Annotated in this window: 11 protein-coding genes; 4 read left to right on the forward strand and 7 right to left on the reverse strand. The window is 72.3% G+C overall.

Features of this window, described 5'->3' with window-relative positions:
• Positions 1-335: SDR family oxidoreductase (locus HUW36_RS11100; protein ID WP_174528067.1), on the reverse strand; the 335-nt coding region annotated here is incomplete at its 3' end.
• A gap of 81 nt (positions 336-416) precedes the next feature.
• Here HUW36_RS11100 and HUW36_RS11105 point away from each other — a divergent pair.
• Both HUW36_RS11105 and asd read left to right on the forward strand, forming a co-directional pair.
• Positions 417-1,394, forward strand: coding sequence for an AraC family transcriptional regulator (locus HUW36_RS11105; protein ID WP_174528068.1), 978 nt, complete (start codon positions 417-419; stop codon positions 1,392-1,394).
• 59 nt (positions 1,395-1,453) lie between these two features.
• A complete protein-coding gene (gene asd, locus HUW36_RS11110) occupies positions 1,454-2,365 on the forward strand; it encodes an archaetidylserine decarboxylase (protein ID WP_174528069.1) in 912 nt (303 codons plus the stop codon).
• Positions 2,366-2,548: 183 nt separating this feature from the next.
• Here asd and HUW36_RS11115 read toward each other — a convergent pair whose 3' ends face one another.
• Together HUW36_RS11115 and HUW36_RS11120 are read right to left on the reverse strand one after the other, a co-directional pair.
• Entirely contained in the window at positions 2,549-3,709 is a 1,161-nt protein-coding gene (locus HUW36_RS11115) for an SRPBCC family protein (protein ID WP_174528070.1), read from the reverse strand.
• Positions 3,710-3,809: 100 nt separating this feature from the next.
• Positions 3,810-4,424, reverse strand: coding sequence for a TetR family transcriptional regulator (locus tag HUW36_RS11120; protein ID WP_174528071.1), 615 nt, complete (start codon positions 4,422-4,424; stop codon positions 3,810-3,812).
• 370 nt (positions 4,425-4,794) lie between these two features.
• Between HUW36_RS11120 and ileS the strand changes: the two genes are divergently transcribed.
• On the forward strand, positions 4,795-7,926 hold the full coding sequence (ileS, locus tag HUW36_RS11125) for an isoleucine--tRNA ligase (RefSeq protein ID WP_174528072.1): 3,132 nt from the start codon (positions 4,795-4,797) through the stop codon (positions 7,924-7,926).
• Between the two features lie 52 nt (positions 7,927-7,978).
• Here the strand turns inward: ileS and ppk2 are convergent, their stop codons facing one another.
• Positions 7,979-8,890, reverse strand: coding sequence for a polyphosphate kinase 2 (gene ppk2 / locus HUW36_RS11130; RefSeq protein ID WP_217428796.1), 912 nt, complete (start codon positions 8,888-8,890; stop codon positions 7,979-7,981).
• Positions 8,891-9,080: 190 nt separating this feature from the next.
• Here ppk2 and HUW36_RS11135 point away from each other — a divergent pair, with 190 nt between their 5' ends.
• Positions 9,081-10,544, forward strand: coding sequence for a multicopper oxidase family protein (locus HUW36_RS11135; RefSeq protein WP_174528074.1), 1,464 nt, complete (start codon positions 9,081-9,083; stop codon positions 10,542-10,544).
• Positions 10,545-10,634: 90 nt separating this feature from the next.
• Here HUW36_RS11135 and HUW36_RS11140 read toward each other — a convergent pair whose 3' ends face one another.
• The 3 genes from HUW36_RS11140 to HUW36_RS11150 form a co-directional block, all read right to left on the reverse strand.
• Positions 10,635-12,467: a VWD domain-containing protein gene (locus HUW36_RS11140; RefSeq protein ID WP_174528075.1), complete on the reverse strand. Its 1,833-nt coding sequence runs from the start codon at positions 12,465-12,467 to the stop codon at positions 10,635-10,637.
• Positions 12,468-12,695: 228 nt separating this feature from the next.
• Positions 12,696-14,420 carry an arginine--tRNA ligase gene (argS, locus tag HUW36_RS11145; protein WP_174528076.1) on the reverse strand — a complete coding sequence of 575 codons (1,725 nt, stop codon included), beginning with the start codon at positions 14,418-14,420 and terminating at the stop codon, positions 12,696-12,698.
• An 11-nt stretch (positions 14,421-14,431) separates the two neighbouring features.
• Entirely contained in the window at positions 14,432-15,481 is a 1,050-nt protein-coding gene (locus tag HUW36_RS11150) for an NADP-dependent oxidoreductase (RefSeq protein WP_174528077.1), read from the reverse strand.
• Positions 15,482-15,728 lie beyond the last annotated feature (247 nt).

Below are 15,728 nucleotides of genomic sequence, written 5' to 3' on the forward strand. Positions count from 1 at the left end.
GGCTCGCCGCGGCCGGACAGCAGCACCAACCGGGGTACGCCCCGGCGGGCCGCCATCCCCGCGAGCGCGCCGACCGCGGCCGCCGCCCCGGGGACGGCCAGGTCCGGCTGGTAGGTGACGTACACCGCGTCGACGTCGTGCAGGGCCGGCCGCCAGGTCCGGTCGTCGTGCCATTCGAAGCGCTCGGCGGGGAGGGAGGACCGCCGGGACGCCGCCCGGACGCGGATTCCGCGGCGGCGCAGCGCGCGTACGGCCCGGCTGCCCGTCTTGCCCGTCGCGCCGATCACGAGCACCCGATCCGGCGGGTCCGACTGGTGCGTGGAGGAAGGTCTCATGCCGTCGAGCAAACCCGACCCGGATGAGACGCTCCATGGCTCAGATCGTCAAGAACCTTGGCGATCGTCTAACCTCGCGGCATGGACGCGATGAGCATGCTCCTCGACAACCACCGAGGGCGGGGAGCCTTCGTGCTGCGTTGCGTCATGGCGCCGCCCTGGGCGGTCCGGATCGAGGACGGCGCTGCGGTCGGCATCCTGGTGATGATGCGGGGGCAGGCCGTCGTCCGGCGCGCCGGCGCGCCTCCCGTGCTGCTGTCGCCCGGCGACGTGGCCGTCCTCAAGGGCCGCGAGCCCTACACGCTCGCCGATTCCCCGACCACCCCGGTCGGCCTGGTGGTCGGGCCGGGGCAGCGGTGCCGGACCGTGGACGGGCAGGACGTCCGGACGACGCTGGGCCTCGGGCTGCGGACCTGGGGCAACAGCCCCGACGGCCCCTGCGCCTTCCTGACCGGCACCTACGAACTGCCCGGTCAGGTGACCGGCCGCCTGCTCGACGCCGTCCCCGACGTCGTCGTCGTCCCCGCCGCGGAACGGGACACCGGCCCGGCCCGCCTGCTCGACGAGGAGTTCGACCGGGACGCGCCGGGTCAGGACGTCGTGCTGGACCGCCTGGTCGACCTGGTCCTGGTCAGCACGCTGCGGACCTGGTTCGCCCGGCCGACGTCCACCGCGCCGGCCTGGTGGCGGGCCCAGGAGGACCCGCTGATCCGGGACGCGCTGCGGCTGATGCACGACCGGCCGGGGGAGGCGTGGACGCTGGGCGGCCTGGCCGCGGCGGTCTCGGTGTCGCGCGCCACGCTCGCCCGCCGGTTCACCGACCTCGTGGGGCAGCCGCCGATGACGTACCTCACGGAGTGGCGGATGACCGTCGCCGCCGACCTGCTGGCGAACACCACGCTCAGCGTCGAGTCGATCGGCCGTCGGGTCGGGTACGCCAGCCCGTTCGCGTTCAGCACCGCGTTCAAGCGGTGTCTCGACATCGCGCCCACCGACTTCCGCAGGCGGCGCGGGTTCGGCCCCGACCAGCCCGAGGTACGCGCGGAGCCCGCCGGCTGACGGCTTCGCGCCGGCGTGCGTGAACGTGCCACCAGGCGTCCGCATTCGATTCGGCGGGCGTGTGCGACGTCGTCGAGGAATCGTCTCGGCAAAGCCGCGAACATTGTTCGTGCTACGCTTTTCCGATGTTCGGCAGGGCGCTCATTCTCTTTCTTTCGGTTCTTCCCAAACACGCGCTCAGTCGCGGCGCCGGTTGGATCGCCAACCGCACCATTCCCGTTCCCCTGCGTGGGCCGGTCCACCGCGCCTACAGTCGGGTGTTCGGTGCGCGCCCGGAGGAAGCCGCCCTCCCCGTCGAGCAGTACCCCACTCTCAACGCGTTCTTCACCCGCACCCTGAGGCCGGGCCTGCGTCCGGTCGCCACCGGGGCGATCGTCTCTCCGGTCGACGCCACGGTCGGCGCCTACGGCGAGGTGCGCTCCGACACGCTCGTGCAGGCCAAGGGGCGTGACTACTCCCTCGCGGCCCTGCTCGGCGACGGCGAGTCGGCGGACCGGTTCGAGGGCGGCACCTATGCCACGTTGTACCTCTCACCCAAGGACTACCACCGCATCCACGCGCCGGTCGCCGGCGACATCACCGCGGCCGCCTACATTCCCGGGGAACTCTGGCCGGTCAACGTCGCCGCGGTCGCGAACGTCGCCAACCTGTTCGCCGTGAACGAGCGGATCGTGGTCGGGATGGACGGTGCGCGCGGCGGTCGGGTGGCAGTCGTCCCGGTCGGCGCGACGATGGTGGGAATGACGCGCCTGGCGTTCGACGACCTGCACACCAACGCCCGCCGTCGGGAGGTGCGGCACCGTCGGTACGATCCGCCCGTCCGGATCGAGACCGGGGCCGCGCTCGGGCACTTCGAGTTCGGGTCGACGGTCGTGCTGGTGTGTTCACCGGACGCCGGGACCATCGAGCCGCTCACGGTCGGGGCCACCGTCCGGATGGGTCAGCGGCTGGGCCCGCTGCCGTCGCGCTGAACCGCGCCGTCGTCGGCCGACGCACGGTACCGCGGTTTCCGTGCGCTTTTCGCCAGGGCCCGACACGCGCGTCACGCGGTGCGTCGGCGACAACGTCGAACCGGCGTACGCCATTTCTTCGGGAACAATTTCTTGTCCGGTGAATGGCGCGGTGCCGGCTCCCTTTCGCGGACGGAACAGCCGTCAGTCTGGATCGGCTGTTTCCCGGCGCAGGGCCGCCTCGATCCGGTGCAGCGTGGTGGTCATGCCCGCACGGAGGTGGGCGGCCCGGTCGCGTACGCCGACGGCGTCCTGGAACCGGCGGACGATCGCCATCTGCGGTGTCGCCCGGGTCATCGACTCGGTGATCCGGGTGCCCCCCTCGACCTCCTCCAGCTGGTAGCGCCAGGACGACGACGACGGCCAGTCGGTGGTGAAGGCGAACGCCCGGCCCGGCGTGGCTTCGGTGACCGTGGCGCTCATGCTCCACCGGTAGAGCCGGCCGATCCGGTTGCGGCCCCGGAACCGGCGGCCGGGCTCGATCCAGCCGGCGGCATAGGTCTCCGGACTCCACTCGCCCATCCGGGTGATGTCGCTGATCAGGGCGTAGACGCGGGCGGGGGAGGCGGGGACGGTGTGGGTGACGGTGACCGCGAGCGCGGGGTGCTCGGCGAGATCGGCGATCAGGTGACGGGCCAGGCGGGCCGACGACGCGGGGTTCTGGCCGGTGTAGAGACTGCGGTCCACCGTGACGTGCGGCCGTAGCGGGAACCGGCCCTTGACGTAGCGGGCGCCCCGCTCGACGAGCCGGTCCTCCAGGAGCCACGGCGCCTTGCGGGCGAAGCGGTTGAACAGCTCCTCCCGGTTGGACAGCGCGGTCATGAGGTAGCCGGCGAACGGCCAGGAGCCGTCCTCGTCGCCGGCGGCCAGCAGCGCCGCGGGCGCGTGGCAGAGCAGCGCGAGTGGCCTGCCGGAGCGCAGCCGGCGGGTGAGCAGGGCGCCGGAGACGGGGTCGACGGCGAGGTCCTCCATCGGGCCGTGCCCGCCCGGGTAGAAGACCAGGTCGAAGTCGTCGGGGTTCATCTCGGCCAGCACCCGGGGGTGGGCGAGTGTGTCGGCGTGCGCCGCGAGGTACCGGCGGTGCCGTCGGGTCCGCCACGGGCTTCCGGCGAGCGGACCGAGACTGAGCCGGTCGACGGTGGGCGCGACGCCGCCGGGGGTCGCGACGGTGACCTGCCAGCCGGCTTCGGTGAACAGCCGGTGCGGCTCGACGAGTTCCTCGGCCCAGTAGCCGGTCGGGTGCCGCGTGCCGTCGCGCAGGGTCCAGTGGTCGGCGGCCGAGACGACCATCAGCACCGTACGCATCGTCGCACCCCCAGATCCGAACCATCCGGTTCGGTATCAGGTCTACCATCCCCGAGCGCCGATATCAAACCGTGCGGTTCGGTTCGGTGGTGGGCGACGCTCAGCCCGCCGGCTCCCGGTCCGCCGGCCCGGGACGAACCAGGCGCTCGGCCGCCCGGCGCACCTCCGCCCGGTGATCCACCGCCGGGCCGTCCTCGTCCGCGGCGACCTGGTGCAGGTCGACGGGGGCCATCAGCCAGGAGGTGGCCACCGCGATCAGCGTCGCCAGCAGGTGGTGCGGTGCCCACACCGGATCGGCCAGACCCGCCTGCTGTGCCCGGCGTACCACCTCGATCTTGTGGCGGTAACCGGCCAGGCGCCGATCCGGCAACCGTGCCGCCCGCCCGTGCTCGTGCAGCCACGCCCACACCGCGATGCGTTGCAGGTCGGGACGGGCGGCGAAGGTGTCGTGCAGGCGCACGGCGTAGTCGACCAGGTCGGTGCCGATCGGCACGACCCGGGACAGCTCCTCCAGGCCGACCTGCATCACCTCGTCGAAGAGCGCGTCCTTGTCGCCGAACCACGCGTAGATGCGTTCCTTGCTGGCTCTGGCGTCCGCGGCGATCCGGTTGATCCGGGCCCCCTCCACGCCGTGCCTGGCGAACTCCGCCATCGCCGCCCGAACCACCCGCTGCCGGGTCTCCAGGCCCCGTGCCTGCGCCGCCCGAGAGGTCATCCGGCCACGCTATCCCAGCCCACACGGCCTCCGTCGCTGGCGGGCCCGGTGGTGGACCGGGCCCCACCCGGTGCCGCGTGCCGGTCCGGGTCCCGTCTCCGGCCGGGTCGCGCCGAGCGGATTGCTACCATGACCGGCACAGGCGTCGATCCGGCCATCACCGGGAAGCCTCCGGAAGAACGGGCAGCTCCTCGCCCCACTAGAACCGGACGTCAGCGGCACGTCACGCCGTGGGAATCGAGAGGCGCCCGCTTCGTCGGGCGCAAGCGGGGTGGTACCGCGGATCCCTGGTCAGGTGCCCGGGCTTCGTCCCCGCGTGGGTGTCGCGTCACGGCACCCGTGCGAGTGGCGACGAAGCGCAGGGGGAGCCATGGAATCGCCGTTCACGGCACTGCCCACCAGGATCGATCTCGGTGAGCTGGACCGCCGGGTCATCGAGTGGTGGCGTGCCAACGACGTGTTCGCCCGCAGCCTGGCGCGCACGGCCGACGGGACGCCGTGGGTGTTCTACGAAGGGCCGCCGACGGCCAACGGCACCCCGGGCACCCACCACATCGAGGCGCGGGTGTTCAAGGACCTGTTCCCCCGGTACCGGACCATGCGGGGCTACTCGGTGCCCCGGCGCGCCGGCTGGGACTGCCACGGCCTCCCCGTCGAACTGGCCGTCGAGAAGGAACTGGGCCTGAGCGGGAAGCCCGACATCGAGAAGCTGGGCGTCGCGGAGTTCAACGCCCGCTGCCGCGAGTCCGTGCTGCGGCACGTCGACGAGTTCACGCAGCTCAGCGAGCGCATGGGCTACTGGATCGATCTCGAGCACCCGTACGAGACGATGTCGTCGGAGTACGTGGACAGCGTCTGGTGGTCGCTCAAGCGCATCCACTCCGACGGGCACCTGGTCGAGGACTTCCGGGTGGCGCCGTACTGCACCCGCGACGGCACGACGCTGTCCGACCACGAGGTCGCGCAGGGGTACGAGACCGTGACCGACCCGTCCGTCTACGTGCGGTTCCCGCTGCTCGGCCCGGTGGACGGACACGAGGGCGCGGATCTGCTGATCTGGACCACCACGCCGTGGACGCTGGTGTCCAACACCGCGGTGGCGGCGCACCCCGACGTGACGTACGTGGTCGCCCGCACCGGGCAGGGCACGTTCGTGGTCGCCGAACCGCTGGCGCGGCGCGTCCTCGGCGAGGACGTCGAGATCCTGGCGTCCCTGCCCGGGTCCGCGCTCGAAGGGCTGTCCTACGAGCGCCCCTTCGACCTGGTGGACATACCCGACGCGCACCGGGTGGTGCTCGCCGACTACGTCACGACCGAGGACGGCACCGGCCTGGTCCACCAGGCGCCGGCGTTCGGCGCCGAGGACCTCGCGGTCTGCCGCGCCTACGGCCTGCCGCTGGTCAACCCGATCGCCCCGAACGGCCGGTTCCGCAGCGACGTCGACCTGGTCGGCGGGGTGTTCTTCAAGGACGCCGACGCGCTGCTCATCGAGCGCCTCGCCGAGCACGGCAAGCTGTTCCGGCACGAGCCCTTCGAGCACCCGTACCCGCACTGCTGGCGTTGCCACACCCCGCTCATGTACTACGCCCAGCCGTCCTGGTACATCCGGACCACCGCGGTCCGGGACGCGCTGATGCGGGAGAACGAGGGCACGACCTGGTACCCGGAGCACATCAAGCACGGGCGGTACGGCGACTGGCTGAAGAACAACATCGACTGGGCGGTGTCCCGGTCCCGCTACTGGGGCACGCCCCTGCCGCTGTGGCGCTGCCCGGACGGTCACGTCACGGCGGTCGGCTCGCGCGCGGAACTCGGCGAACTGGCCGGCTCCGACCTGTCCGACCTGGACCCGCACCGCCCGTACGTCGACGCGATCACGTTCGCCTGCCCCGACTGCGGCGCAACCGCGACCCGGGTGCCGGAGGTGATCGACGCCTGGTACGACTCCGGCGCCATGCCGTTCGCCTCGCTGGGCTACCCGCACGTGCCGGGCAGCGAGGAGGCGTTCGAGAAGACGTACCCCGCGCAGTACATCTGCGAGGCCATCGACCAGACGCGGGGCTGGTTCTACACGCTCATGGCGGTGGGCACCCTCGTCTTCGACCGGTCCCCGTACGAGAACGTGGTCTGTCTCGGGCACATCCTGGCCGAGGACGGCCGCAAGATGAGCAAGCACCTGGGCAACATCCTGCTGCCGATCCCGCTGATGGACCGGCACGGCGCGGACGCGGTGCGCTGGTTCATGGCCTGTTCCGGCTCGCCCTGGTCGCCGCGGCGGATCGGCGCCGGGCCGCTGGACGAGATCGTCCGCAGGATCCTGATGACCTACTGGAACACGGCGTCGTTCTTCTCCCTCTACGCGTCGCACACCGCGTGGCGTCCGCAGGACGCGCGCCCGGTCGGTGAGCGTCCGGTCCTGGACCGTTGGATCATCGGCGAGGTCCACGCGCTGTGCGCCGCCGTGGACGACCGGATGGAGAACTACGACACGGCCCGGGCCGGGCGGCTGCTCGCCGAGTTCATCGACGACCTGTCCAACTGGTACGTGCGGCGGTCACGCCAGCGGTTCTGGGAGGGCGACCAGGACGCGCTGGCCACCCTCTACCAGTGCCTCGAGATCCTGACCCGGCTGCTCGCCCCGTTCATCCCGTTCCTCACCGAGGAGGTGTGGCAGCAGGTCGTCCGCCCCGGGGACGGGTCGGCCGCGGAGTCGGTGCACCTGGCGACCTGGCCGCGCCCCGACACGGAGCTGATCAGCCCCGAGCTGTCGTCCCAGGTGGCCACCGCGCGGGCCCTGGCCGAGGCCGGGCGTGCGGCGCGCAAGGCGAGCGGCCTGCGGATCCGACAGCCGCTGCGCCGTGCGCTCGTCGGCCTGCCGGCCGACACGGTCCTCCCGCAGCCGCTGCTCGACGACATCGGCGACGAGCTGAACGTCAAGGTGCTGGAGCCGCTGGACGCGGACACCGGGGTCATCGACGTCCAGGTGAAGCCGAACTTCCGGGAGCTGGGCCGGCGGTTCGGCCGGGACACCCAACAGGTCGCCAAGGCCGTCACGGCCGCCGATCCCCGCGAGCTGGTCGACGGCGTCCGGAAGGCGGGCGTCTTCGCGCTGTCGGTCGGTGGCGAGCAGGTGGACGTGGGCCCGAACGACATCCTGGTCACCGAGGTGCCGCGGACCGGCTGGGTGGTGGAGTCCCAGCGCGGGGTGACGATCGCCCTGGACACGGAGATCACCCCGGAGCTGGAGGCCGAGGGCACCGCCCGCGACGTCGTCCGGCTCGTGCAGCAGGCCCGCCGGGACGCGGACCTCGACGTCTCCGACCGGATCGTGCTGTCGATCGCCGGACCGGCGGCGGTCCGGGCGGTGATCTCCGCACACCGGGACCTGATCGCGCACGAGACCCTGGCCATCTCCGTGACGCTCGTGGACTCGCTGTCCGAGGGCTTCCCGGGCACCGTCGGCGGCGGCGAGGAGATCCTGGTGCACGCCCTACGGGCCTGAGGCGGAGGCGGTGCCGCGGCGGAACGAGGCCGCGGCACCGCCCGCACGGCGGTCAGGGGCGGGGGAAGACCGGCACCGGTTGGTCCTCCGGGTCGAGGTCGAGCCCCGCCGGCCCGATGATCCGCGGGTCGGGTACGCCGACCACCGAGGCGTCCTTGCCGGCGTAGTCGAAGCGGTGCAGCACGTGGCGCATCGCCTCCAACCGGGCCCGTTTCTTGTCGTTGCTCTTCACCACGGTCCACGGGGCGTCGGCCGTGTCGGTCCAGAAGAACATCGCCTCCTTGGCCTCGGTGTAGTCGTCCCAGCGGTCCAGGGAGGCGAGGTCCATCGGGGAGAGCTTCCACTGCCGTACCGGGTCGACCTTGCGGATGACGAAGCGGGTGCGTTGTTCGTTGCGGGAGACCGAGAACCAGAACTTGACCAGCCGGATGCCGGAGCGCACGAGCATCCGTTCCAGGTCCGGCGCCTGGCGCAGGAACTCGAGGTACTCCTTGCGGGAGCAGAAGCCCATCACCCGCTCCACGCCGGCCCGGTTGTACCAGGACCTGTCGAACAGCACGATCTCCCCGGCCGCCGGCAGGTGCGCCAGCCAGCGCTGGAAGTACCACTGGCCGGCCTCCCGCTCGTCCGGCTTCTCCAGGGCGACGACCCCGGCGCCGCGCGGATTGAGGTGTTCCATGAAGCGCTTGATCGTGCCGCCCTTGCCGGCGGCGTCGCGGCCCTCGAAGAGGATCACCACCCGTTCACCGGTGTCCTTCACCCAGTCCTGGAGCTTGAGCAGCTCGATCTGGAGCACGCGCTTCTGGCGGTCGTACGCCTCCCGGTCCAGCCGCTCGTCGTAGGGGTAGCCGTCGCGCCAGGTCTCCACCGGGCGACCGTCGGGCAGCAGCAGCACCGGATCGTCGTCGTATCCGTCACGTACCTGGTAGTCGGCGTCGAGGTCCAGCAGCGCAGCGTCGGCCATACCGACCGTACCTACCCCGCCGGACCAGCGTCGACGCCTCCCGACAGGGGGGAGGTGGCGCCGATTGTGCGGTCGATAGGGGTCTGCACGCGCCGGCGTTCCCGGCATCATCGGCCTGCGACGACCGCCCGGCCGACCCGCCGGTGCCGGCTGCCGGATCGCACACTGACCGTCGGTGGAGGGAACTGCCGTGTCGACTCGTCGTCAACTGCTGCGCCTGGGCGCGGCGTCGGGCATCGTCGGGGCGACCGGCGGCCTGGCCGGCCTCGCCGGACAGCTGGGCGCGACCCCCGCCACCGCGGAGGCCGCCGCGCCGACGGCCGCGCCCGTCACCCCGTTCACCGTCCCGCTGACCGTGCCGCAGACGCTGCGCCCGGTGCTGCGGACCGCCACCACGGACTACTACTCGGTCACCATGCACCGCAGGCGACTGGAGATCGTGCCGGGCACCCGTACCGAGGTGTTCACCTACAACGGCGACCTGCCCGGCCCGACCATCCGCGCCCGGTCCGGCCGGCGGGTGGTGGTACGCCAACGCAACCGGCTCTCCATGCCCACGGCGGTGCACCTGCACGGTGGCGCCACCGCTCCCGAGGACGACGGCTCGGGCGACGCCACGATCCCGCCCGGTGGCGAGCGCGTCTACACCTATCCGAACCGGCAGCCGCACGCCACGCTCTGGATGCACGACCACACCCACCACATGGAGGCCGAGCACCTCTACCGAGGGCTGTCGAGCCTCTACCTGCTCACCGACCGCACGGAGGAGGCGCTACCGCTGCCCGCCGGCCGGTTCGACGTGCCACTGGTGCTGCGCGACGCCCACCTGGACGCCGACGCCCAGCTGGTCTGGACCATGGACGACGCCGACAACCGGACCACCCTGCTGGTCAACGGGCGGCCCTGGCCGCGCTTCGAGGTGCAGGCCCGCCGCTACCGCTTCCGCCTGGTCAACGCCAGCAACCTGCGGTTCTTCCTGCTCCGGCTGGCCGACGGCGGGGACATCACCGTGATCGGCTCGGACGGCGGGCTGCTGGAGGCGCCGGTCACCATGCCGTACCTGCTGTTCTCACCCGGCGAGCGGCTCGACGTGGTGGTCGACTTCGCCCGCTACCAGCCGGGCACCTCCGTGGTGCTGCAGAACCTGATGGGGCCGGGTCCGGCCGAGCAGGTGGGCCAGGTGATGCGCTTCGACGTCGTGCCGGCGAAGGGGCGCGACCGGACCTCGGTGCCGCAGCGGCTGCGTACCCTGCCCGCGCTGCCCGCGCCGACCGTGCGGCGCAGCATCGAGCTGCGGATGGACGAGGCGGGGTCCGGCGGGCACCGGGCGTACATCGACGGGAAGGTCTTCGACCCGGCCCGGATCGACACCACCATCGCCTGGGGCAGCACCGAGGAGTGGACGGTGACGAACGCCAACACCCTCATGCCGCACAACTTCCACCTGCACCTGGTGCAGTTCCGGGTGCTCGACCGCAACGGCGCGCCGGCCGACCCCACCGAGTCCGGCCTGAAGGACACCGTGATCGTCTGGCCCGGGCAGAGCGTCCGGCTCCAGGCGACCTTCGACAGCTGGCGCGGCGTCTACCCGTACCACTGCCACATGGTCGACCACAGCGCGATGGGGATGATGGCCAACCTCCGGATCGTCTGAGCCGGCGGGCAGGAGACGACCACCGACCTGCGCCGGCCGGAGCGGGGCCGGGGGCGGCCCGGCGCGTGCGGGCCGCCCCCGGCGTCACTGCTACCGGTTGCCGTCGACGACCGGCGGGACCAGACCGACGTACGTCAGCGCGGCTCGGCCGCCGACCACCGCGACGTCCAGGGTGCAGGCGTCCAGCCACTCCTGCCGGACCTTGTACTGGAGGCAGGTGGCCTCGGCCCGCTTGCGGAGTTCCTCGCCGAGGTCGCGGGCGAAGAACGGCGCGGACGGGTTGCCGGAGGCGACCGCGCCGCAGGGCGCCAGCAGGGTCCGGATCGGGGCGACCCGCCAACTGGCGCCGAAGCGCTGGTAGAGGTCGTCGAAGGAGAGCGGGACGGCGAACTGGGTGCCGTCCCTGGCGGCGAGGCGCTTGGGATTGCCGTCGGGGTTGCCGAGCAGGCCGACCACGGGCGTCGGGTACGTGCCGAGGCCGACCGCCACGTCGATGTAGCCGCTGTTGACCGTCACCCGGATGCTGTTGCCGCCGGAGTCGGTCACCACGTACACGTTGCCGATGCGGTGGATGTCCACGCCGGAGGGCAGATGCAGCGCGCCGTCGGACGGGAGGTCCCTGGTCCGGCCGTCCACGACGAGGCTCTTGCCGTCGCAGAGCGCCACCTTGGTGCTGCCCATCCGCGTGGCGACCGAGCGGTCGACCGAGGCGTTGGGCCAGGTGGGCGCGCCGGACGCCTTGCGGGTCTGCACCTCGAAGCCGCTGCCGGCCTGCGCCTCGACGAAGTCGCCGGAGGCCTGGAAGTCGTAGAGCAGGCCGGCGAACGTGTGCTGGTGGGTGTCGCCGATGACGGAGGCCGCCGCGCAGTTGGTCGCCGCGCCGCCGGCGGTGTTCTCCACGAAGACCACGGCCGGGCCGGGCGCGGTGGCGGCCGGCGCGGGCGAGCCGAAGTTGAGGTTGTTGGTCTCGCCGGTGAAGCCCTGGGCCACGCAGATCGGGGCGGCGGTGCCCCCGTAGGTGATCCTCGTCCGGACGTTCAGCGACGCGCCGGCGTTGAAGGTGGCCGCGCCTCCGCCGTCGCTGTTGCCGCCGTAGCCGAACACGTTGAACTCGGACGTGGTCCAGCCGGCCGCCGCGTTGACGGAGTTGGAACCCGCCGCGGTGTACGCGGTGGCGCCCACGAACAGGGTGGCGCTGTCACTCGTCGCGCTCACCGTGCCGGTCAGCCGCAGCGCCCCGAGGTTGGTGATCGGCTGGTTGGGCACCGCGGTCGCGCCCGGGCTGTTGCGGTAGCAGTAGATGTCGGGGTCGCCGGTGAACGAGAACTGGGTCCAGCCGCCGGCCGGGCAGGCCGCGTTGTACTGCAGGAGCCAGTACTGGATGAACACCTGGCCGCTGGAGCCGTTGTTGGCGTAGACGAACTGCTGCCAGCCCCGGCATCCGGCGTTGGGCGATCCGGCGCAGGCCGTGCTGGCGAAGAAGTCGGTGTTGATCTGGAGGGTGTAGGCGTTCGCGACGGGCGGCCCGGCGTTGGCGATGGGCGAACTCTCACTCGTGACGTTGACGATGTCCTCGAACGTGCCGGACGACTCGGAGATGAACCCGCTCGGCGCCTGGGCGGAGATGTCGTTGCCGTTGCCCACCACCAGCGGGCGGATGCTGCGCTTGGGGGTCATCGGGATCGCCGGCGCGGCGGCGCAGGTGACCCTCTGCCACGCCAGTCGGGGATAGTCGGCGGTGAAGCACCCCTTCGCCGACGGGTGCGGGACGGTCGTGATCTCCGTCTGCCACGCCTTGAGCTTCGTGGCCGAGGGCGCCGCGTTCGCCGTCGCGGCCGATCCGCCCACCGCGATCAGCACCGCCAACGCCGTGACGCCGGTCAGTCTGCGGGTCGTCCCGCGTGTTCGAGCAAAGAGCCCCATCGCCGCTCCATTCGCCAGCCGGCAGTGACGTCGCCGGACACGGAGAAGGCAACCATCGATGCGAGCGCGGATACTCGTTGTGACGGCGTTGTGACAGGGGGAGATGCTCGCCCCTCGGAAACGAGGCGGGCGCTGTCGGCTGGCCGCCAGTGTCCGGGCCTGGACAGAGCCCGTCGTCCGGCGTCGGGTCCGGCCGATGATGGGGAGCCGGCGTCGGGGAACTCCGCGTCACATCCGACGGGGCGCGCCGATCCCCAGCAGGTCCAGCCCTCGGGCCAGGGTGCGGGCGGTCAGGTCACAGAGGACCAGCCGGCTGGCTCGTACGTCGTCCTCGGCCCGCAGCACCGGGCACTGCTCGTAGAAGGAGGTGAAGAGCGTGGCCAGCCGGAACAGGTAGCCGGTCAACTGGTGCAGGTCCAGTGACTCCGCGGTCTCGGCGACGATCTCGGGGAAGGCGAGCAGGTGCAGGGCGAGCGCGTGCTCGGCCGGGGCGGCCACCGTCACCGTCCGCCGCGACCGGTCCGGCGCTGTCGCACCCCGCCGGAAGATCGACTCGATCCTGGCCCGGGCGTACTGGAGGTACGGGGCCGTGTTGCCCTCCAGCGACAGCATCCGGTCCCAGTCGAAGACGTAGTCGCGCGTCCGGTCGTTGGACAGGTCGGCGTACTTGACGGCGCCGATGCCCACGGTGCGGGCGAGTTCGGCCCGCTCGGTGGCGTCGAGGTCCGGGTTCTTCTCCTCGATCAGCGCGGCGGCCCGCGCGACCGCCTCGTCGACCAGGTCGATGAGCTTGACGGTGGCGCCGGCCCGGGTGCGGAAGACCTTGCCGTCCGGCCCGAGGACGGAACCGAACCCGACGTGCTCGGCCCGGGCGGGCGGACGCAACCAGCCCGCCTCGCGGGCCACCTCGTAGACCATCTCGAAGTGCTGCCGCTGCGGCAGGCCGACGACGTAGAGCAGCCGGGTGGCGTGCAGGGTGTGCAGGCGGTGCCGGATCGCGGCGAGGTCCGTGGCCGGGTAGCCGAAGCCACCGTCGCGCTTGCGCACGATCAGGGGCAGCGGTTCGCCCTCCCGGTTGGTGAAGCCGGCGGGGAAGACGACCCGGGCGCCGTCGCTCTCCCGCAGCAGCCCGAGGCGGTCCAGCTCCGCCAGCACCTGCGGGAGCATGTCGTTGTAGGCGCTCTCGCCGAAGAAGTCCGCACCGGTGAGCCGGACGTCGAGCCGGTCGTAGACGGAGAGGAAGTACTTCTCCGACTCCTGCACGAGCAGCCGCCACAGCCGTACCGTCTGCTCGTCGCCACCCTGCAACGCGACGACCCGGTTGCGGGCACGGGTCTTGAAGTCCTCGTCGCTGTCGAACTTGGCCCGGGCCGCCTGGTAGAACGTGTTCAGGTCGCCGAGGGACAGTTCGTGGGCCGCCTCCGCGCCGCCGAGATCGAGCAGGTGCTCGATGAGCATGCCGAACGGGGTGCCCCAGTCGCCCAGGTGGTTGGCCCGGATCACCCGGTGCCCCAGCCACTCCAGCAGTCGGACCACGCTGTCGCCGATCACCGTGGACCGCAGGTGACCGACGTGCATCTCCTTGGCGACGTTGGGCGCGGAGTAGTCCACGACGACCGTCTCCGGCTCGGCCGCGAGCGGCACCCCGAGCCGGTCGTCGGCGTTCGCCGCCCCGAGCAGCGCGCCGAGGGCGTCGTCGGCGAGGGTGAGGTTGATGAAGCCGGGCCCGGACACCTCCACCGCCGCGCACAGGTCGTCCCAGCGGGTCCGTCCGACGACGTCGGCGGCGATCTGCCGGGGGTTGCCGCGCAGGCGGCGGGCCAGCCCCAGCGCCGCGTCCGCCTGGAAGTCGGCGTGCTGGGACCGGCGGAGGCTCGGGTCGACCGGCTCCCCGGCGACCGAGGCGAAGGCGGCGGCGAGGCGGTCGTGCAGGAGTTGCTGCAAGGTGGCCATGGAGGGACAACCTAGTTCACGGCGGCGTCGGCCAGCGGGCGGTCGCCGCCCGGACCGTCCACCCCGGACACGTCGACCAGGACCTTGCCGGTGTGCCCGCCGCTGGTGAACAACTCCAGGAAGGCCGCCGGGGCGTTCTCCAGACCGGACACCACGGTCTCCCGGGTGGTCAGCCGACCCGCCGCCAGGTGCCCGGCGACCAGCTCGGTGAAGGCGTCCCGGTGCGCCGCGTGGTCCTGCACCAGGAAGCCCTCCAGGCGCAGCCGGCGGGCCACCACGAGGGCGAGGTTGTCCACGCCGAACCGGTCCGGACCGTACTGCGACATGGCGCCGCAGAGCACCGCGCGACCGAACGGGTTCATCGCCCCGAGGGCCGCCCGCAGGTGCGCCCCGCCGACGTTGTCGAAGTACACGTCCACGCCGTCCGGCGCGGCGATCGCCAGCTCCACCTCCAGGTCCCCGTCGGAGTGGTCGAACGCCTCGTCGAAACCGAGTTCGTCCAGCAGCCACTCGACCTTCTCCTCGGATCCGGCGCTGCCCACCACCCGGCACCCGTGCAGCTTGGCGAGCTGACCGGCGACGCTACCGACCGCCCCGGCTGCGGCGGAGACGTACACGGTCTCGCCGGGACGGATCCCGGCGACGACGAACAACCCGACGTACGCGGCCTCGCCGGGCAGGCCGAGCGGACCCAGGTGGTCGGCCGGCGCGAGACCGGCCGGGGTCAGCCGCTCGACCTCGGCGGCCGGGGCGGTGAAGGACTCCCGCCAGCCGTGGGTGGACCGGACCGGCGTGCCCTCGGGCAGGTCGGTCGCCCGGGAGGCGACCACGGTGCCGACGGCGTCCCCGGACAGGGCGGCGTGCAACGGGTACGGCTCGGCGTAGCCGGGGGCGCTGTACAGCCTGCTGCGCATGTACGGGTCCAGCGAGACGAGGCTGTTGCGGACGGTGACCTCCCCCTCGGCCGGCGGCGGGACGTCCACCGTGACGAGGTCGAAGTCGGCGGCGGTCGGCGCCCCGGTCGGCCGACGGACGAGCTGCACCTGGCGGCTGGTGGGCATCGGACTCACACCTTTCCGTACGCGGAGGGCGGCGACAGCCAGTGCCGCCGCCGCTGGAAGACGTACCCCGGCAGGGGCACGCGACGGGCGGGGCGCGACTGCCGACGCCAGTCGACCGGCACACCGTGCTCGGTCCAGAGCCGCCCGACGAGCGCGAGCAGGCCGGGCAGGTCGGCCGGCGCCGGCAAGATCGGAAGAGCGTCGTGTAGGGAAAGAGTGTTCAGAACGGTGTAGATCTCGGTGGTCG

This window comes from Micromonospora maritima (genome assembly GCF_902825405.1).
Taxonomy (GTDB): domain Bacteria; phylum Actinomycetota; class Actinomycetes; order Mycobacteriales; family Micromonosporaceae; genus Micromonospora; species Micromonospora maritima.

Bases quoted from the DNA above. Each gene is read 5' to 3' on its own strand.
- HUW36_RS11140 (WP_174528075.1), bottom strand. From the start codon at position 12,467: ATGGGGCTCTTTGCTCGAACACGCGGGACGACCCGCAGACTGACCGGC.
- ileS (WP_174528072.1), top strand. From the start codon at position 4,795: ATGGAATCGCCGTTCACGGCACTGCCCACCAGGATCGATCTCGGTGAG.
- HUW36_RS11105 (WP_174528068.1), top strand. From the start codon at position 417: ATGGACGCGATGAGCATGCTCCTCGACAACCACCGAGGGCGGGGAGCC.
- HUW36_RS11120 (WP_174528071.1), bottom strand. From the start codon at position 4,424: ATGACCTCTCGGGCGGCGCAGGCACGGGGCCTGGAGACCCGGCAGCGG.
- argS (WP_174528076.1), bottom strand. From the start codon at position 14,420: ATGGCCACCTTGCAGCAACTCCTGCACGACCGCCTCGCCGCCGCCTTC.
- HUW36_RS11150 (WP_174528077.1), bottom strand. From the start codon at position 15,481: ATGCCCACCAGCCGCCAGGTGCAGCTCGTCCGTCGGCCGACCGGGGCG.
- HUW36_RS11115 (WP_174528070.1), bottom strand. From the start codon at position 3,709: ATGCGTACGGTGCTGATGGTCGTCTCGGCCGCCGACCACTGGACCCTG.
- ppk2 (WP_217428796.1), bottom strand. From the start codon at position 8,890: ATGGCCGACGCTGCGCTGCTGGACCTCGACGCCGACTACCAGGTACGT.